General features: G+C 72.6%; 15 protein-coding genes. 10 read left to right on the top strand and 5 right to left on the bottom strand.

Annotated elements, in window-relative coordinates; all coding sequences use genetic code 11:
* Positions 1–22 precede the first annotated feature (22 nt).
* On the bottom strand, positions 23–862 hold the full coding sequence (locus ACIGWZ_RS29740; RefSeq protein ID WP_400069787.1) for a (2Fe-2S)-binding protein: 840 nt from the start codon (positions 860–862) through the stop codon (positions 23–25).
* 129 nt (positions 863–991) lie between these two features.
* On the opposite strand from ACIGWZ_RS29740, the gene ACIGWZ_RS29735 reads away from it, so the two are divergent.
* A complete protein-coding gene (locus ACIGWZ_RS29735) occupies positions 992–1,720 on the top strand; it encodes a GntR family transcriptional regulator (RefSeq protein WP_400069786.1) in 729 nt (242 codons plus the stop codon).
* A gap of 19 nt (positions 1,721–1,739) precedes the next feature.
* Here ACIGWZ_RS29735 and ACIGWZ_RS29730 read toward each other — a convergent pair whose 3' ends face one another.
* The 3 genes from ACIGWZ_RS29730 to ACIGWZ_RS29720 all read right to left on the bottom strand — a co-directional run bounded on the left by ACIGWZ_RS29730 (position 1,740) and on the right by ACIGWZ_RS29720 (position 5,904).
* Entirely contained in the window at positions 1,740–2,615 is an 876-nt protein-coding gene (locus tag ACIGWZ_RS29730) for a hypothetical protein (protein ID WP_400069785.1), read from the bottom strand.
* Positions 2,616–2,973: 358 nt separating this feature from the next.
* The gene (locus ACIGWZ_RS29725) at positions 2,974–3,771 is read right to left on the bottom strand and encodes a hypothetical protein (protein WP_400069784.1); all 798 of its coding nucleotides are present in this window, start codon (positions 3,769–3,771) and stop codon (positions 2,974–2,976) included.
* A 468-nt stretch (positions 3,772–4,239) separates the two neighbouring features.
* Entirely contained in the window at positions 4,240–5,904 is a 1,665-nt protein-coding gene (locus ACIGWZ_RS29720) for a PucR family transcriptional regulator (protein WP_400069783.1), read from the bottom strand.
* A 271-nt stretch (positions 5,905–6,175) separates the two neighbouring features.
* On the opposite strand from ACIGWZ_RS29720, the gene ACIGWZ_RS29715 reads away from it, so the two are divergent.
* The 8 genes from ACIGWZ_RS29715 to dmpI all read left to right on the top strand — a co-directional run bounded on the left by ACIGWZ_RS29715 (position 6,176) and on the right by dmpI (position 14,639).
* Positions 6,176–7,063: an FAD binding domain-containing protein gene (locus tag ACIGWZ_RS29715; RefSeq protein WP_400069782.1), complete on the top strand. Its 888-nt coding sequence runs from the start codon at positions 6,176–6,178 to the stop codon at positions 7,061–7,063.
* Positions 7,054–7,653: a (2Fe-2S)-binding protein gene (locus ACIGWZ_RS29710; RefSeq protein ID WP_400069781.1), complete on the top strand. Its 600-nt coding sequence runs from the start codon at positions 7,054–7,056 to the stop codon at positions 7,651–7,653. Before ACIGWZ_RS29715 ends, ACIGWZ_RS29710 begins: the two co-directional genes overlap by 10 nt.
* 5 nt (positions 7,654–7,658) lie before the next feature.
* A complete protein-coding gene (locus ACIGWZ_RS29705; RefSeq protein WP_400069780.1) occupies positions 7,659–10,046 on the top strand; it encodes a xanthine dehydrogenase family protein molybdopterin-binding subunit in 2,388 nt (795 codons plus the stop codon).
* Positions 10,047–10,306: 260 nt separating this feature from the next.
* Complete coding sequence (locus tag ACIGWZ_RS29700; protein WP_400069779.1) at positions 10,307–11,764, top strand: NCS2 family permease; 1,458 nt, start codon at positions 10,307–10,309, stop codon at positions 11,762–11,764.
* A 35-nt stretch (positions 11,765–11,799) separates the two neighbouring features.
* Positions 11,800–12,993 (top strand): XdhC family protein, encoded by a 1,194-nt coding sequence (locus tag ACIGWZ_RS29695; protein ID WP_400069778.1) that lies wholly within the window; start codon positions 11,800–11,802, stop codon positions 12,991–12,993.
* A gap of 125 nt (positions 12,994–13,118) precedes the next feature.
* Complete coding sequence (locus tag ACIGWZ_RS29690; RefSeq protein ID WP_400069777.1) at positions 13,119–13,307, top strand: hypothetical protein; 189 nt, start codon at positions 13,119–13,121, stop codon at positions 13,305–13,307.
* Positions 13,308–13,371: 64 nt separating this feature from the next.
* A complete protein-coding gene (locus ACIGWZ_RS29685) occupies positions 13,372–14,319 on the top strand; it encodes a LysR substrate-binding domain-containing protein (protein WP_400069776.1) in 948 nt (315 codons plus the stop codon).
* 137 nt (positions 14,320–14,456) lie between these two features.
* Entirely contained in the window at positions 14,457–14,639 is a 183-nt protein-coding gene (gene dmpI, locus ACIGWZ_RS29680; protein WP_400069775.1) for a 4-oxalocrotonate tautomerase DmpI, read from the top strand.
* Positions 14,640–14,663: 24 nt separating this feature from the next.
* Here dmpI and ACIGWZ_RS29675 read toward each other — a convergent pair whose 3' ends face one another.
* Positions 14,664–15,959: a M20 family metallopeptidase gene (locus tag ACIGWZ_RS29675; protein WP_400069774.1), complete on the bottom strand. Its 1,296-nt coding sequence runs from the start codon at positions 15,957–15,959 to the stop codon at positions 14,664–14,666.
* 348 nt (positions 15,960–16,307) lie between these two features.
* Here ACIGWZ_RS29675 and ACIGWZ_RS29670 point away from each other — a divergent pair, with 348 nt between their 5' ends.
* The gene (locus tag ACIGWZ_RS29670; protein WP_400069773.1) at positions 16,308–17,849 is read left to right on the top strand and encodes an AMP-binding protein; all 1,542 of its coding nucleotides are present in this window, start codon (positions 16,308–16,310) and stop codon (positions 17,847–17,849) included.
* Positions 17,850–18,002 lie beyond the last annotated feature (153 nt).

The raw sequence follows: 18,002 nt of genomic DNA, 5'->3' as shown, positions 1-18,002 counted from the left end.
ACCCGAAGGGGTGGTGTGTGGGTCAGGCGGTTGCCGTGAGGCGGGTGATGCGGTCGGCGTCGCAGGTGCGGGGGCAGGTGATGCAGGTGTCGTCGGGGCGCAGCGTGTAGAACATGCAGCAGCTGGCGCGGTCGCGGGTGGGCAGCGCCTCGCCGTTCGGGCCGGTGAGCGTGCGGAACGCCGCGCTGCCGACGTAGGGGGCGGTGGCCCCCGGCAGCAGCCGCTCCAGTTCGGCGACCGCGCGCGACTCCTCGCCCAGCAGATGCCCGAGGTACCACAGGCCCTCGACGATCTCGTCGGACGCCATGCCCCACAGCGCCCGCGGGCCGCGCCGCATCCGGCTCCGGAAACCGTGCAGCACGGGTTCGAGATGCTCGGCCACCGCCGCCCGCACCTCGGCCCGCAGCGCCTCCTCGTCGGGCACGACCCGGGCGCCGGGCAGCTCCGCCGCCGGATCTCCTGGAAGGCACGCGAACGAGCGGACCCGTACCGCCATCTGGCCCAGCTCCCGCTGGAAGGTCACGTCCGCCACCGGCAGCCGCGGCACCCGGCGGTGCAGGAACCAGGGGATGGTGATCAGCAGACAGGCGGGCCAGGCGTAGCGGTGCAGCGCGAAGCCGGCGATGACGTCGGGGCGGGCGCGCTGCCCGTAGTCCCGGAGGATCTGCGCGTCGTCCCAGGCGAGAAACGTGTCGAGGGTCTCACCGCCGGCCGCGAGACCGGCCGCGGACACCCAGCCGTCGCCGCTGGGCGGTGCCGCGTCCCACTCGGTCACCCGCAGGCCGGGAAAGGCCTCGAAAAGCCGGGCGTACGCGGCGGTCACGGGCTGTCTCAGCGGCGGGGCGGCGGGGGCAGGAGTCATGCGGGAGACCACCGAATCGCGATCGTTAGCAGGTAAGCCTTACCTTATCGGAAGACGCTACCCAGGCCCGCTGAGGTGTGAACCGGCGCTGCGGGCGCCTATGGTGCTGGGAACCGTCAGGAGGCACCCATGGAGCACGGCACAGCGGAACAGGCGCCGCGCGCACTCACGCGTACGCCCGCGCACGCCGGTTCCGCCCTGCTGCAGCCGACCGTGCCCCGCCAGCCGGTCCGTCCGCAGCGGCACTCCGTACGCGGTCAGGTGCTGGCCGCGCTGCGCGAGGCGCTGGTCGGCGGGGAGCTGGCCCCCGGCGAGGTCTACTCCGCCCCCGCCCTCGCCGAGCGCTACGGCGTCTCGGCGACCCCGGTGCGCGAGGCCATGCAGCAGCTCGCCGGGGAGGGCGCCGTCGAGGTCGTGCCCAACCGCGGCTTCCGGGTCTGCGAGCGCAGCTCCCGCGAGCTGGCCGAGCTGGCCGAGGTGCGCGCCATGCTGGAGGTCCCCGCGATCGTCCGGCTGGCCAGGGCGCTGCCGCCGGAGCGCTGGGAGGAGCTGCGTCCGCTCGCCGACGCGGGGGTGAGCGCCGCGGCACACGGCGACCGGGTCGGCTACGCCGAGGCGGACCGCGCCTTCCACCACGCGCTGATCTCCCTCACCGGCAACCGCCGGCTGACCCAGGTCACCGACGATCTGCTGCGCGGCACCCAATGGCCGGCCGGCGGCTCCCGGCTGCGCACCGCCGAACTGCTCGCGGACGCCTCCGAGCACACGGCGCTGCTGGACGCGTTGATCGCCCAGGAGTACGCGGTCGCCGAGCGCATCGCCCGCGAGCATCTGTCGGCGGCCCGGCACCCGCACTGAGCGGGCCGGCCCCGCAGGCTCAGCCGGGCAGCAGCTCCGCCAGCGGCAGCGCCGCGGCATCGGCGGCGGGCCGGGAGACATACAGATCGGCGTGGTAGAAGCCGTCGGCCTCCTTGCCGACGGTGGACAGCCCGCGCGCGGCCAGCGCCGCGAACGCCGCACGCCGCTCCTCGCCGTCGGTGAACCGGCGCTGCCGGAACGTCCGCGTGGTCAGCTTCTCGGTCACCAGCCCGGCGCGGGTCAGGGCGGCGGAGACCGGTTCGTAGGACACCGTACGGAGCACGAACGCCGCGACCCAGGGCGGCGTGGACACACAGTCGAGAAGACGGGCGAAGGTGCGCTCGGAGATGTAGCCGACGCCGCCGGTGACGGTGATCAGGTCGATGTCGGCGAGTGCGGCCCGCAAGTGCGGACTGGGGTCGGCGAGTTCCAGGTTCTCGGAGAAACCGCGGTCGAGCAGGCCGACCGACTGGGCGTACGCGACCGCGTGTTCCGCCGCGTCGAGGCCGATCACCCGGGCCGCTTCGGGGCGTCGCCGGCCGGCGAAGAACGCCCGGTCCTCCTCGGCGAGCCGAGGCGTCGCGGGGCTGCCGGGACCGCGCCGGGCGTAGCGGCGGTAGAGGTCGCCGAGGGTCAGCCGGTGGTTGAGCAGCGCCGCATTGACCCCGTACGAGCAGCACAGATCGATGACGTTCAGCGGCGGGCGGTCGCTGCGGCGTCGCCGCAGGGCTTCGGTCACGGCGCGGAAGACCGCCTGGCCGTGGTGCGGAATCTGGTACTCGAACGGTTGCAGAGTGGTGAAGTACCCACGCGGATCAGGGCAGTTGTAGATCGACTCGAAATCCGCCTTGCCCCAGTCGGCTGACGCGGTGCTGTTGGACACTCCTGCTGCCACGGTGGACCTCCTGAAAAGGCGCCCCCAAAGGGAGCTGGTCCCGGAACAGCATTCAGGCCCGGCCGTCGCGTCACAGTGCGACTTGCGGCCATTCTCGGGGCCCGTGGGGCGGGGGCGGGGCACCCGCGTCCGAGCCTCGCACACGGGTACAGCCATCGCACCCCGGCCGATCCGCCGTAGTGACCGTGCGCTTTCGGCCAATCGCCTCGTCGGCCCGCATGGCTGACGACGGGGGGTTGACGGGGCGGTCGGGTCCGCGGTGCCCGACCGGTGGGACCGGTCCCTACGGCCGGGCATCGGCCCGTACGCGGGACGTAGGACGTCCTGCGTCCCACGTCCCACGTCGCCCCGCGCCGTTCTACGTCGCGGCCGGATCCGGCGTGAGGTGATCGGCGAGCCAGGTCGGCACCCCGCCCATGAGACGGAACAGCCGGGCGGCCTCGGCGCGCAGCCGGGGCGCGTCCTCCTCCGGCGCGGCATCGGCCAGCGCCGCCAGCGCGGGCGCCGTACCGACCAGGAACCCCAGCTCCTCCCGGATCCGCAGCGACTCGGCGAAGCCGTGCCGGGCCTCGGCCAACTCCCCGTCGCGCAACGCGAGTCCGGCCAGATGGCGCCAGGTGAAGGACAGCAGCAGGGTGTCGCCCTGGGCGGTGGCGCCCGCGTGCGCGCGGCGGTAGGCGGCCCGCGCCGAGTCGGGGCTGTCGGCGACATGCTCGGCCATCAGCCCGCGGCGGAAGTCCAGCAGCGGCCGCCCGGCCGCGGCGGGGGCGAGCAGCGCGGCGGCCCGGCCCAGCGCCGAACGCGCCTCGTCGGCCCGGTCGCGCACGCCGAGCACCGTTGCCGCGTACGCGAGCTGGCCGCGTTCACAGGCCGCCCCGCCCCGCTCGTCGTCGTCGCCCGCCAGCGCTTCGGCGCCGCGCAGCGCGTCCTCCGCCGTGGCCCACCCGGTGGCGGTGAACATGCAGCGCTCCACGAGGAGCGCGGCGCGGCGCAGCGCGGCGGGGGCGTGCCGGGCGGCGTGCGGCTCCAGCAGCGCGGCGGCGTCGTCCCAGCAGCCGCGGGAGCGCAGCCGCCACACGGCGCGGTCGAGGGGGTCGTCGTTCGTGATCGATCCGTCCGCGCCCGATCTGTCGCCGACCGATCTGGCGGCCGGCACCAGTGGTGCCGGGACCGATACCGATGAGAATTCCGGTGCTGATGTGGATTCCGGTGCCGATTCTGCGGACCTAACGGAATCCGCGGATTCCGCGGATCCTGACATGGCGGTATCCGCCACATTGCCCTCCCCGAGCGCGCCATTGAGCGGGAACTGGTGCAGTGGGCGAATCTCAGCACGAATTCCGTCGTGCGGCCAAGGGGGTGGGTGAATGATTTCACAATCGCCGGGAGGGCGCTCGGGCCCGGCGTGACGGCCCTGATCGGCCACGCCACCCGGTGGCGCGGCCGCCGCGCAGGCAACCGCCGTTGACGGCAAGCCGCCCGATCGAGGTACCCCGAATGGCGTACGGCGATGCGTTCACCCGAAGAGCGGTCCGCGGCGTCGGGGAGGCCGGGAAAAACGCGCGGATCCCGCCGCTCGGCGACGGGATCCGCAGGGCACCGCTCGGAATCGGCTCGGCCGGAATCAGCTCATCCGCAACGCGAGGAAGAAATCGAGCTTGTCCTCCAGCCGCGACAGATCGCGGCCGGTGAGCTGCTCGATCCGGCCCACCCGGTAGCGGAGCGTGTTCACATGCAGGTGCAGCCGGGTGGCGCAGCGGGTCCAGGAGCCGTCGCAGTCCAGGAACGCCTCGAGGGTGGGGATCAGCTCGGCGCGGTGCCGGCGGTCGTAGTCGCGCAGCGGGTCCAGGAGGCGGGCGGTGAAGGCGCGGCGGACGTCGTCCGGGACGAACGGCAGCAGCAGGACGTGCGAGGCCAGCTCCTCGTGCCCGGCGGCGCAGACCCGGCCGGGGCGGGCGGCGGCCACCCGGCGGGCGTGCCGGGCCTCCTCCAGGGCCCCGCGCAGCCCCTCGGCGGAATGGACGGACGCGCTGACGCCGACGGTCAGCCGGCCATCGGCGTCCAGCCCCCGGCCCAGCGGCTCCCGGACGACCGCGAGCAGGTCGTCGGCGTGCAGGCCGACGACCGTGGTGTCCCCGGACTCGTCCGGCGTGGCGGGCAGCGGCACCAGCGCCACCGCCTCGTCGCCGGTGTGCGCCACCGCGATCCGGTCCGAGGGTTCGGGCCCGAACGTGCCCGGATCGACCAGCACCTCCTCCAGCAGCGTCTGCGCCACCGGGCCGCCGGGCACCTCGCCGGACTCCCACTCGACGCGGGCCACCACGATCTGCCAGTGCGGGGCGCTGCCCAGCCCCGGCAGCAGCACCGGCGCCGCCACCCGCAGCCGGGCCGCGATCTCGGCGGGCGGCGCGCCGGTCTGGACGAGCTCCAGCACCTCCTGCGCGAGGCGCCGGCGCACCGTACGGGCCGCATCGCGCCGGTCGCGTTCCACGGCGATCAGCTGGGTGACGCCGTTGAGCAGATCCAGCCGCTCCTCGGACCAGTCGCCGGCGTCCGCCTCGACGGCCAGCAGCCAGTCCGAGAGCAGGGTTTCGCGCAGGTCGCGGCCGTCGTAGCGGATCGGGAACAGCGAGTAGGTGATGCCGCCGAGGGTGACGCGGTGCGGGCCGCGGCGGCCGCTGCGGGAGGCGGCCAGATGCTCGCCGGCGAGCCGGGCGCCGAGCTCGGAGGGCAGCTCGGGGCCGGAGTCCGCCAGCGACGATCCGGCGATCTGCCGGCCGGTGGGGGAGAGGACCCAGGCCCGCAGGTCCAGGTCCGATCCCAGCAGGTCCAGGACGACCTCGGGACCGCCGCCGGTGGGCCCGGAGGTCATCAGGCGCCGGTGGCGGTCCACCACGGCGGCCAGGTCGCCGGCCCGCTCGCTGGAGACCTGGCGTACGACGTACTCGGTGATGGACGCGAACGACACGTCCTCGACCACCGAGAACAGCGGCAGCCGGTGCCGCAGGCAGGCCTGTACGAGATCGTCGGGGACGGCGCCGAGCTCCGCCTCGCCGGCCGCGAGCCCGGCGACCCCGGCGGAGGCCAGGATCCGCACGAACCGCTCGGAGTCCTCCGCCTCGCGGCGCCAGGCGAGGCCCGTCAGTACCAGTTCGCCACCGGAGAGATATCGGCTGGGGTCGCGGAGATCGGTGGTCATCACGCCGCGTACCGTTCGGTCCAGCTCGTCCTCGCCTCCGAGCAGCCGTAGGCCCAGAGTGTCGGTGTCCAGGAGTGCGCGGAGCCGCATGACCTCGCCCGCCGTTCTTTGCTGTCTTGTGTGGCCGGTGGAATGCCGCGAGGTTTCAGAGCCTCGTCTTTCGTTCGAATCTACAAGACGGGTGGCTTGGCCAGCCAACCGCTTCATGGTTTCGGTGACTGCACCGGGTGGGCCCTTGGCGCGTTCACTTGGCCCAACCGCGTTAACAAGACGTGAACAAGCTCCGTGGCGACGAGGGCCGAAGGTCCTCACCATGAGCAGCGAACGACCGATTTCGTAGAATTCGTAGAAGAGGCCACCCATGGACTTCCTTCGCCCCGCCAGCTGGGAGGAGGCGCTCGCCGCTAAGGCCGAGCACCCCACAGCTGTGCCCATCGCGGGCGGCACGGACGTGATGGTCGAGATCAACTTCGACCACCGCCGCCCCGAGTACCTGCTCGACCTGAACCGTATCGGTGACCTGAGCGAGTGGGAGGTCGGGGAGAAGACCGTACGGCTGGGCGCCTCCGTCACCTACACCAAGATCATGGAGAATCTGCGAGCCGAGCTTCCGGGCCTGGCACTGGCCTCGCACACCGTCGCCTCCCCGCAGATCCGCAACCGCGGCGGCGTCGGCGGCAACCTCGGCTGCGCCTCCCCGGCCGGCGACGCGCATCCCGCGCTGCTCGCCTCCGGCTGCGAGGTCGAGGTCGAGTCCGTCCGCGGCCGCCGGATGATCCCCATCGACGAGTTCTACCTCGGCGTCAAGCGCAACGCCCTGGAGCCCGACGAGCTGATCCGCTCGGTGCATCTGCCCAAGGCCGACGGCCCCCAGCAGTTCTCCAAGGTCGGCACCCGCAACGCCATGGTCATCGCCGTCTGCGCGTTCGGCTTCGCGCTGCACCCCGAGACCCGCACGGTCCGCACCGGCATCGGCTCGGCCGCGCCGACCCCGGTACGCGCCAAGGAGGCCGAGATCTTCCTGGCCGCGGCGCTGGAGGAGGGCGGCTTCTGGGAGTCGGGTGCCCCGATCCCGCCGTCGGTCGCCAAGCAGTTCGCGCAGCTCGCCTCCGGGGCCTGCAACCCCATCGACGATGTGCGCGGCAGCGCCAAGTACCGCCGCCACGCGGTCGGGATCATGGCGCGCCGCACCCTCGGCTGGACCTGGGAGTCCTACCGCGGAAACGAGAGGAGCGCACAGTGCGCGTGACATTCACCGTCAACGGCCGGCAGCAAGAGGCCGACGATGTCTGGGAAGGCGAGAGCCTGCTGTACGTCCTCCGCGAGCGGATGGGCCTGCCGGGTTCGAAGAACGCCTGTGAGCAGGGCGAATGCGGTTCCTGCACGGTCCGCCTGGACGGCGTGCCGGTGTGTTCCTGTCTCGTCGCCGCCGGCCAGGTCGAGGGCCGCGAGGTGGTGACCGTCGAGGGACTGGCGGACTTCGCCAAGCAGCGTGCCGAGCACGGCGGCTGTGCGACCGGTGCCTGCGGGACGAGCCTCCAGGACGCCCAGCAGTGGCAGTCCAAGCCGGCCGACTCGCAGACCGGCGAGAACAGCGAACTCTCCCCGATCCAGCAGGCGTTCATCGACGCCGGCGCGGTCCAGTGCGGCTTCTGCACCCCGGGCCTGCTGGTCGCCGCCGATGAGCTGCTGGAGCGCAACGACTCCCCGTCGGACGCCGACATCCGCGAGGCGCTGTCGGGCAACCTGTGCCGCTGCACGGGCTACGAGAAGATCCTCGACGCGGTCCGGCTGGCAGCCGCCCGCGGCGAATCCCGGACCGCCGGACAGGGGGCCTGACCACCATGGCTGGTGTCACTCGCACACCCACCAACCTCACGCAGGGCGGCAAGACCAAGGCCGGTATCGGAGAGTCCACGCTGCGGCCCGACGGCACCCTCAAGGTGACCGGCGAGTTCGCCTACTCCTCGGACATGTGGCACGAGGACATGCTGTGGGGCCACACGCTCCGCTCCACCGTCGCGCACGCCGAGATCAAGTCGATCGACACCTCCGAGGCGCTCGCGACCTCCGGTGTCTACGCCGTACTGACCTACGACGACCTGCCCACCGACGTGAAGAACTACGGCCTGGAGATCCAGGACACGCCGGTTCTCGCGCACGGCAAGGTACGCCACCACGGTGAGCCGGTCGCGCTGGTCGCCGCCGACCACCCGGAGACCGCGCGCCGCGCGGCCGCCAAGATCAAGATCGAGTACGTCGAGCTGCCGGTCGTCACCGACGAGGCCTCCGCCATCGCCGAGGACGCCCCCCTCATCCACGAGGGCCGCGACGACCACCACTCCGGCCACGTACCGCACCCCAACATCGTCCACCGCCAGCCGATCATCCGCGGCAACGCCGACGAGGCCGCCAAGAAGGCCGACGTCATCGTCTCCGGCGAGTACGTCTTCGGCATGCAGGACCAGGCCTTCCTCGGCCCGGAATCCGGCCTCGCGGTGCCCGGCGAGGACGGCGGCGTCGACCTGTACGTCGCCACCCAGTGGCTGCACTCCGACCTCAAGCAGATCGCCCCCGTCCTCGGCCTGCCCGAGGAGAAGGTGCGCATGACGCTCTCCGGCGTCGGCGGCGCGTTCGGCGGCCGCGAAGACATCTCGATGCAGATCCACGCCTGCCTCCTGGCGCTGCGCACCGGCAAGCCCGTCAAGATCGTCTACAACCGCTTCGAGTCCTTCTTCGGACACGTCCACCGGCACCCGGCCAAGCTCTGGTACGAGCACGGCGCCACCAAGGACGGCAAGCTCACCCACATGAAGTGCCGCATCGTGCTGGACGGCGGCGCCTACGCGTCCGCCTCCCCGGCCGTCGTCGGCAACGCCTCCTCGCTCGCCGTCGGTCCGTACGTCGTCGACGACGTCGAGATCGAGGCCATCGCGCTGTACTCCAACAACCCGCCCTGCGGCGCGATGCGCGGCTTCGGCGCGGTCCAGGCGTGCTTCGCCTACGAGGCGCAGATGGACAAGGTCGCCAAGAAGCTGGGCATGGACCCGGTCGAGTTCCGGCAGCTCAACGCCATGGAACAGGGCACGATCATGCCCACCGGCCAGCCGGTCGACTCCCCGGCCCCGGTCGCCGAACTCCTGCGCCGCATCAAGGCGATGCCGCTTCCCCCGGAGCAGCAGTGGCTGGCGGCCGGCGAGGGCGCGGACGTCCGCGCGCTGCCCGGCGGACTGTCCAACACCACCCACGGCGAGGGTGTGGTGCGCGGCATCGGCTACGCCGTCGGCCTCAAGAACGTCGGCTTCTCCGAGGGCTTCGACGACTACTCCACCGCGCGGGTGCGCATGGAGGTCATCGCCGGCGAGCCGGTCGCCACCGTCCACACCGCGATGGCGGAGGTCGGCCAGGGCGGCATCACCGTCCACGCCCAGATCGCCCGTACGGAACTGGGTGTCCAGCAGGTCACCATCCACCCGGCCGACACCCAGGTCGGCTCGGCCGGCTCCACCTCCGCCTCCCGGCAGACGTACATGACCGGCGGCGCGGTGAAGAACACCTGCGAGGCCGTCCGGGAGAAGGTCCTGGAGATCGGCCGCCGCAAGTTCGGCACCTACCACCCGGCGTGGGCCACCGCCGAACTCCTGCTGGAGGGCGGCAAGGTCGTCACCGACGGCGGCGAGGTCCTCAGGGACATCGCGGACGTCCTGGAGGATGAGTCGGTCGACCTGGAGCTGGAGTTCCGGCACCGGCCCACCGAGCCGTTCGACCTGCACACCGGCCAGGGCAACGGCCACGTCCAGTACTCCTTCGCCGCGCACCGCGCGGTCGTCGAGGTGGACACCGAGCTCGGCCTGGTCAAGGTCATCGAGCTGGCCGTCGCCCAGGACGTCGGCAAGGCGCTCAACCCGCTGTCCGTCGTCGGCCAGATCCAGGGTGGTACCACCCAGGGCCTGGGCGTGGCGGTCATGGAAGAGATCATCGTCGACCCCAAGACCGCGAAGGTGCGCAACCCCTCCTTCACGGACTACCTCATCCCCACGATCCTCGACACCCCGACCATCCCGGTCGATGTGCTCGAACTCGCCGACGACGCGGCCCCGTACGGGCTGCGCGGCATCGGCGAGGCCCCCACCCTGTCGTCCACTCCGGCCGTCCTCGCGGCGATCCGGAACGCGACCGGGCTGGAGCTCAACAAGACGCCGGTACGCCCCGAGCACCTCACCGGCACCTGATCCGTCCGGGGGGCGACCCCTGGACAACCGGTTCCGGGCGGTACGTGGCTAGGGGTGTCCCTGTCCGTCCTCCTCCCCGTACCGCCCGGATCCCAGCTCGACCCCGCACCACCCACGCACCACGCAGTCGCTGCGCCGGCAACCCACCGGCCAGTACCCCACGTTCGCCTCGGGCCGTCCCCCGGGTCGTGCAGCCGAAGTTTCGTCCCAAATCTCGCAGTCGATGCGAGTGCCCCTGTGAACCTTGGGAGTCAGGCACCATGACCCAGCAGTCCACTGAGCCGAAGACGGTGGCGGAAGACGCGGGCACCGGCTCGCGTCTTCCCGCCGGCCGCTCTTGGCTCGACCGGTACTTCCACATTTCCGAACGAGGGTCGACGGTCGCGCGAGAGCTGCGCGGCGGCATCACCACCTTCATGGCGATGTGTTACATCCTTCTGCTCAACCCGCTGATCCTTTCGACCCCGGACGTGGAGAAGAACACCCTCGCGCATGCGGGCGTGGTCACCGCCACCGCGCTCGGTGCGGCCATCTGTACGCTGCTGATGGGCTTCATCGGCAAGGTGCCGCTGGCGCTCGCGGCCGGCCTCAACGTCTCGGCGGCCCTGACCACGCAGGTGGTCCCGAACATGACCTGGCCTCAGGCCATGGGCATGTGTGTGATGTACGGCGTCGTCATCATGCTCCTGGTGGTCACCGGCCTCCGCGAGATGATCATGAACGCCATCCCGCTGGCCCTCAAGCACGCGATCACCATGGGCATCGGCATGTTCGTCGCCCTGCTCGGCCTGGTGAAGGCCGGATTCGTGGGCAAGGGCCAGGGCGGCCCGGTCACCCTCGGCCCCACCGGTGAACTCGCCGGCTGGCCCGTCCTGTTCTTCTGCGTCACCCTGCTGCTGATCTTCGTGCTGCAGGCCCGCAAGGTGCCCGGAGCCATCCTCATAGGCATCGTTGCCGGCTCGGTCCTGTCCATCGCCGCCACCAAGCTCGGCGGGCTGACGGACAAGGACTGGCAGGGCGCCGCCCCGGCGCTGCACGGCAGCGCGGTCTCGATGCCCGACTTCGGCCTCTTCGGCCATGTCGAGCTCGGCGGCTGGGACAAGATCGGCGCACTCAGCGTCGGCATGATCGTCTTCACCCTGGTGCTGGCCGGCTTCTTCGACGCCATGGCCACCATCATCGGCGTCGGAACCGAGGCCAAGCTGGCCGACGACAAGGGCCGGATGCCGGGCCTTTCCAAGGCGCTGTTCGTGGACGGCGCCGGCGGTGCGATCGGTGGCATCACCGGCGGCTCCGGGCAGACCGTGTTCATCGAGTCGGCGAGCGGCGTCGGCGAGGGTGCCCGTACGGGCCTGTCGTCCGTCATCACCGGCCTGTTCTTCGCGGCCTGCCTGTTCTTCACCCCGCTCACCCAGCTCGTCCCGGCCCAGGTGGCCTCGGCGGCCCTGGTCGTCATCGGCTCGATGATGATGAGCGCCGCCGCCCACGTGGACTGGAGCGACCGCTCCGTGTCCATCCCGGTCTTCCTGACCGTGGGCCTGATGCCGTTCACGTACCAGATCACCACCGGAGTCGGTGCCGGCGTCATCGCCTACACCGCCATCAAGGCGGCCCAGGGCAAGTGGCGCGAGATCGGGCCCTTCATGTGGGTGCTGACCGGCATCTTCCTCGTCTACTTCTCGCTCCATCCGATCGAGCAGTGGCTGGGCGTCAAGTAAGCGCCAGCCCGCTCCCCGTCCGTTAGGAGACCGACATGCTGGACATCGCCGAAGAGCTGCACCGGTGGGTCGAGCAGGGACGCGATTTCGCGGTGGCCACCGTGGTGGCCACCAACGGAAGCGCGCCCCGCCAGCCCGGCGCCGCCCTCGCCGTCGACACCGACGGCACGGCGATCGGGTCGGTCTCCGGCGGATGCGTGGAGGGAGCGGTCTACGCGTTGTGCCAGGAGGCGCTGGAGACCGGCGAACCGGTTCTCGAACGCTTCGGCTACAGCGATGAGGACGCCTTCGCCGTCGGCCTGACCTGCGGCGGCATCATCGACATCCTCATCACCCCGGTACGGGCGAGCGGCCGTGGATCCGCCGTCGACAGCGGATCCACGGGAGCCCCGGTGGACAGCACTGCCGACACGCTCGCCGCCGCGCTGGCCGCCGCTGCCCAGGGGGAAGCGGCGGCGGTCGCGCGGATCATCGAGGGCCCGGCCGAACTGCTCGGCCGCGCCCTGCTCGTCCGCCCCGACGGCAGCCACACCGGCACCCTCGGCGGCCACCCCGCCCTCGACCGCACGGCGATCGAGGAGACCCGCGCCCTGCTCGACGCCGGACGCACCGCGACCCTCGAAATCGGTACTGACGGTTCGCAGTGCGGCCAACCGGTCGTCCTCCTCGTCGAATCCTCCGTACCCGCCCCCCGCATGATCGTCTTCGGTGCCATCGACTTCGCCTCCGCGCTCGTCCGCATCGGCAAATTCCTCCACTACCACGTCACCGTCTGCGACGCCCGCCCGGTCTTCGCCACCCGGACCCGCTTTCCGGACGCCGACGAGATCGTCGTCGACTGGCCGCACCGCTACCTCGACTCCCAGGAGCTGGACGCCCGTACGGTCCTGTGCGTGCTGACCCACGACGCCAAGTTCGACGTCCCGCTGCTGGAGCGGGCGCTGAAGCTCCCGGTCGCCTACGTCGGCGCGATGGGCTCGCGCCGCACCCACCTCGACCGCCAGCAGCGGCTGCGCGACATCGGCGTCACCGAGCTCGAGATCAACCGGCTGCGCTCGCCCATCGGCCTCGACCTCGGCGCCCGCACCCCCGAGGAGACCGCCCTCTCCATCGCCGCCGAGATCGTCGCCAACCGCCGCGGTGGCACCGGCACCCCGCTGACCGGCGCCCATACGCCCATCCACCACGACGCGGCCCGGCCGGTGGGGCGGATCGGTTCGGTGGCCTGACGCCGACCGGACTCACGGGACCGGCGGCCCTGACACCGCCGGTCCCGTGCCATGACGCCCGGGGCCGTGGCCGCTCCGTGCCCCTGCGGACGCCGGCTGACCGCAAGGGGCCATACGCTCCCCGCATGACCCGGCGCACCGCCGCCCCCCTCCTCACCGCCCGCGCCACCCTGCAACGTCAACTCCCCCTGTGGCGTGCCGAGTTGACCGCACTGGAGGCCGTGGAGCGGCTGCTCGGCCTCCAGGCCCGGTCGCCCCGCCCGCCCCACTACGCGTTCGCCGCCCGCCGAGCGGTGCCCTGCTCGGGGGGATGATGGGCGGGCGGCGGACGCGGTGGTACGGGACAGCGAGCGGGAATCGACCGGGACGGGCGAGGGCGTGGAACTCAGACAGGTGCGGTATTTCGTCATGGTCGCGCAGGAGCTGCACTTCGGGCGGGCGGCGGACCGGCTGCACATCGTGCAGTCGGCGGTCAGCCAGCAGATCCGGCGGCTGGAGCGGGAGTTGAAGGCCGACCTGTTCGACCGGTCGGCGCGCCAGGTGCGGCTGACCCGCGTCGGCGAGCGGTTCCTGCCCGAGGCGCGGGCACTGCTCGCCGCCGAGGAACGGGCCCGCGCGGTGGTCGCCGACCTGGCCGCCACCCGCACCGGCCTGCTGCGGGTGGGGACCGGCACGGGCCTGGGCGCCCACCTGGACCGGGTGCTGGACGCGCTGGCCGAACTCGCCCCGGAACTCGGCGTCGAGCTGATCGCCGCCCCGGCCCGGGAGCGCCTGGAGCGGGTCGCGGCCGGCGAACTGGACGCGGCGTTCGTCCGTGGCGATGCGGAGGACGGGGGCCGCTCCCACGCCCGCGAGGCGACGGGGGACGCCCGGGGCGGCCTGACCTTCGTCCCGCTGTGGCAGGACCCCCTGGTGGCCGCCGTTCCCGCCCGCCACCCGCTCGCCGCCTCCCCCGGCACCCTCGCCCTCGCCGACCTCGCGGACGTGCCCCTGGTCCTGGCCGAACGCCGCCGGAACCGGCCCCTGGTCGACCTGGTCGTCACGGCCTGCCGCGAGGCCGGTTTCACCCCCGTCCCCGGCCCGCAGCCCGGCAGCCTGGACAACACCCTGACCGCAATCGGCGCCTGCGGCCCGGCCGACGCCCTGTGGACCGTCGTCTACGCCGCCCACGCCCGCCGCCTGAACACCCCGAAGGTCGCCTACCTCCCCTTCCGCAACCCGGGGATGGAACTGACCACCTCCCTCGCCGTCCAGCGGACCGCACCGCCCGAGGGGGTCGAACTGCTGCTGCGGGCCTGCGCGGCGCCCGCCGATCTCGATCGGTGATCGCTGCCTGCGCGATCCGCTTCTTGGTCGCGCGCCCCGGACGCGATGGGCTGATCCCACGCCGGTGAGCCACCCGGAGGCCCGGAGATCCGGCGCCGACGGCACGCAACGGCCGCCACTGAAAAGGGAGTTCAGCCATGCCGATCGTCACCGTCCAGCAGGGCCCGCGCAGCGTCGAGCTCAAGCGGGAGCTGGTCAAGCAGATCACCGACGCGTTCGTGGACGCGTACCGGATTCCCGCCGAGAGCGTGCAGGTATGGATCCACGAGGTCCCCGCCGACAGCTGGGGCGTGGCGGGCGGGCTGACCGCCGACACGTAGGCGAGGGCGCGGCGGACGGTGTCGCTAGGGCCTGCCGGACCCTCCGGGCAGGCCCGGCGCCCGGTGGGTCCGCTCCGCGATCCAGCCGCCCATCGCCCGCACGCCGACGCCGATGGCGCGCTCGTCCGGGGAGAAGTCGGGGTAGTGCGGGTAGCAGGCCGTGAGGGGGGCGCCGGGGGCGCGGACGCCGAGGAAGGTGTACGTGCCGGGGACGCGGTCCAGATAGAGGGCGAAGTCCTCGCCGTTGAAGGGGAACGCGGCGTGGAGCTCGGTGACCGTGTCCCGGCCGAGCGTGCGGCGCAGATGGCGGGCGAGCGAGCGGGCGTCGCCTTCCGGGCAGACCATGGCCGGGAACGGCTCGGCGGGGAAGCTCACCCCGGCTCCCTCGTACGACCGGGCCAGCCGGCGGATGTCCTCCCGCACCGCCACGTACCGCTCCTGCGGCCAGCAGCGGTAGGACACGCTCACCTTGGCCTCCTGCGCACCGGCCCGGACGGCCACGAAGCGCGCCAGCGGCCCGTCCGGTGTCTGGACGTCGGCGACCATCCGCTCCAGGTCCGCGGGCGTCTGCGGCGGAGTCACCGTGGCGAGCGCGCCGATCTCGGCGGCCAGTCGCCGCGCGGCACCGGGCGCGTCCGGCCCCGAGAGGGTCACCTCCGCGCGGTCCTGGCCCGGCAGCCCGTAGCCCGGCGTCACGGCGAACTGCCCCACCGGGAACGGCCCGCAGTGCAGCGCGTGGATCTCCTCGGTGCGGGTGCGCTCCAGCACGCCCGCGTCGATCACGGCGCGGGCCCCGGCCAGGGCCTCCTCGGCGGGCTGGAAGAGGAACACCACCGTTCCGCTCAGCCGCTGCCGCAGCCGCGCCAGGACCCGTGCGACGCCGACGGCCACCGTGGTGTGGATGTCGTGGCCGCAGAGGTGGGCCGTCGCCGGGCCGCCGCCGACGATGTCCTTGGGCGGCACCGCGTCCATGTCCGCCCGGTACGCGACGGTCCGGCCCGGCCGCGCGCCCCGCAGGATGCCGACGACGCCGTGGCCGCCCACCCCGGTGGTGACCGTCAGCCCGGCCGCCCGCAGCTCCCGGGCCACCACCCCCGCGGTACGCCGCTCCTCACCCGGCGCCTCGGGATGCCGGTGAAGGTCCCGCCGCAGCTCGATCAGCCCGCGCTCCAGGCGCGCCACCTCGGCGTCCACCGCCCCTTGCGCCAGCGGCTGTCGCCCCCCGTCGGCGACGGCCTTACCGGTGGTTCCCCACACGATTCCCGCACCGGCCGCGGCGGCACCGGCGAGCAGTGTCCGGCGCGCGAGAGCGTGCCCCATGGGACGATTCACTGTTCCCCCTTCGTGATCTTCACGTGGTCTTCCGGGACGTCCGACAGGGCGGTCGGTCCCCGGCACCGTGTGCCCTGGGCCCTTGCCGTCCGATGAGCGAAATCCCTGGCCATACGATCGCCGCCGGCCGCGCCGTTGCCCATCCGGCGAACCACCACTCAGGGGTGGGGGTAGCCCCCGCACGGGGCCGCGCCTCGTGGGGGCCGCCGCCCGCGCCGCCGGCCCGCCGGACCTGCCGGTTCTGCCCGACGGAAGCGTCGCTTCATCTGCCGGCGCAGACGCCAACTGCCAGACTCCTGTCAGACGCGGTTGTTCCGGATACAGGAGAAGTGAACGATGCGGACACCAATGACGATTGCGGACTTCCTCGACCGTGCCGAGCTGGGCTTCCGTGGCAGTCCCGGGGTGGTCGACGAACCGCATCAACCCGGCCCGCCGGTGCCCGAGTCGACGTACGGGCGGTTGGCGGAGCGGGTGCGGGCCTGGCAGGCGGGCCTGGATGCGCTCGGGGTCGGCGAGGGAGAGCGGGTGGCGGTGGTCAGCCACAACTCCGCGCGGATGCTGGAGCTGCTGTTCGCGGTGCCGATGAGCGGCCGGATCTGCGTGCCGGTGAACTTCCGTCTCAAGCCCGAAGAGGTCGATTACGTGGTGCAGCAGAGCGGGGCCTCGGTCCTGCTCGTCGACCCGGAGCTGGACGACGCCCTGAGCGGCGTGAAGGCGCGCCACCGGTTCGTGCTCGGCGAGCAGACCGAGACCGGCCTGATGCGGTTCGGGATTGAGCCGCGCCCCTGGTCGCACCCGGACGAGGATGCCACCGCGACGATCAACTACACGTCGGGCACCACGGCCCGGCCCAAAGGCGTGCAGCTGACCCACCGCAACATCTGGGTCAACGGCATGACCTTCGGCCTGCACACGCGGGTGTGGGAGCGCGATGTGTACCTGCACACGCTGCCGATGTTCCACTGCAACGGCTGGGGAATGCCGTACGTGATGGCCGGACTCGGCGTCAAACAGGTGGCGCTGCGCAAGGTCGACGGCGCGGAGATCCTGCGGCGGGTCGAAGAGCACGGCGTCACGCTCATGTGCGGCGCGCCCGCGGTCTGGAACGCCGTGCTGGACGCGGCGGCGACATGGGAGGGCGAGATCCCGGGCCGCGATCGGGTACGGGTCGTCTGCGCGGGCGCCCCGCCGCCGAGCAGGACCATCCAGCGCGTGGGCGAGGAACTGGGCTGGGAGTTCACCCAGATCTACGGCCTGACCGAGACGTCGCCGCTGCTCACCTTCAACCGGATCCGGCCCGCCGACGCGGAACTGCCCGCCGAGGAGCGGGCGCACAAGCTGTCCCGCGCGGGACTGCCCGCGCTCGGCGTCACACTGAAGGTCTCCGAGTCGGGCGAGGTCCTGGCCCGCTCGAACACGGTGCTCGAGGGCTACTGGGACAAGCCGGAGGAGACCTCGGTGGCCCTTGAGGGCGACTGGTTCCACACCGGCGACGGCGGCACCATCGACGCCGCCGACGGCCATCTGACCATCTCGGACCGGAAGAAGGACGTGATCATCACCGGGGGCGAGAACGTGTCGTCGATCGAGGTGGAGGACACGCTCTTCAGCCACCCGGCGGTCGCCGAGGTCGCCGTCATCGGTGTGCCGGACGAGAAGTGGGGCGAGACGATCAAGGCGCTGGTGGTCCTCGTCGAGGGGGCGACGGTGCAGGAGTCCGACCTCATCGCGCACTGCAAGCGGCACCTGGCGGGTTACAAGGCGCCCACCTCCGTCGAGTTCCGCGACGCCATCCCCCGCACGGCCACCGGCAAGATCCAGAAGTTCAAGCTCCGTCAGCCGTACTGGTCCGGCCTCGACCGGGGAATCAACTGACCGTCGGCGCCGACGCGCCGCCTGCTGCGCGGAGGGTGAGCCGCCGGCGGCGCATCGCGGCGTGGGGCGGGGGGCGGCCCCCCCCCCCCCCCCCCCCGCCGGGGGGGGGGGGGGGGCCCCCCCCGGGGGGGGCCCGGGCGCCCTGCGGGGGAC

The organism is Streptomyces sp. NPDC053427, assembly GCF_044544985.1.
Lineage (GTDB): Bacteria > Actinomycetota > Actinomycetes > Streptomycetales > Streptomycetaceae > Streptomyces.
Note: the sequence above shows the minus strand (reverse complement) of the source record. Positions and strands in the feature narration are given on the sequence as shown.

What these genes read in the sequence shown, in the direction of transcription:
- ACIGWZ_RS29740 (WP_400069787.1), bottom strand. Translation starts at nt 862, where the DNA reads ATGACTCCTGCCCCCGCCGCCCCGCCGCTGAGACAGCCCGTGACCGCC.
- ACIGWZ_RS29735 (WP_400069786.1), top strand. Translation starts at nt 992, where the DNA reads ATGGAGCACGGCACAGCGGAACAGGCGCCGCGCGCACTCACGCGTACG.
- ACIGWZ_RS29720 (WP_400069783.1), bottom strand. Translation starts at nt 5,904, where the DNA reads ATGCGGCTCCGCGCACTCCTGGACACCGACACTCTGGGCCTACGGCTG.
- ACIGWZ_RS29715 (WP_400069782.1), top strand. Translation starts at nt 6,176, where the DNA reads ATGGACTTCCTTCGCCCCGCCAGCTGGGAGGAGGCGCTCGCCGCTAAG.
- ACIGWZ_RS29705 (WP_400069780.1), top strand. Translation starts at nt 7,659, where the DNA reads ATGGCTGGTGTCACTCGCACACCCACCAACCTCACGCAGGGCGGCAAG.
- ACIGWZ_RS29700 (WP_400069779.1), top strand. Translation starts at nt 10,307, where the DNA reads ATGACCCAGCAGTCCACTGAGCCGAAGACGGTGGCGGAAGACGCGGGC.
- ACIGWZ_RS29695 (WP_400069778.1), top strand. Translation starts at nt 11,800, where the DNA reads ATGCTGGACATCGCCGAAGAGCTGCACCGGTGGGTCGAGCAGGGACGC.
- ACIGWZ_RS29690 (WP_400069777.1), top strand. Translation starts at nt 13,119, where the DNA reads ATGACCCGGCGCACCGCCGCCCCCCTCCTCACCGCCCGCGCCACCCTG.
- dmpI (WP_400069775.1), top strand. Translation starts at nt 14,457, where the DNA reads ATGCCGATCGTCACCGTCCAGCAGGGCCCGCGCAGCGTCGAGCTCAAG.
- ACIGWZ_RS29675 (WP_400069774.1), bottom strand. Translation starts at nt 15,959, where the DNA reads ATGGGGCACGCTCTCGCGCGCCGGACACTGCTCGCCGGTGCCGCCGCG.
- ACIGWZ_RS29670 (WP_400069773.1), top strand. Translation starts at nt 16,308, where the DNA reads ATGCGGACACCAATGACGATTGCGGACTTCCTCGACCGTGCCGAGCTG.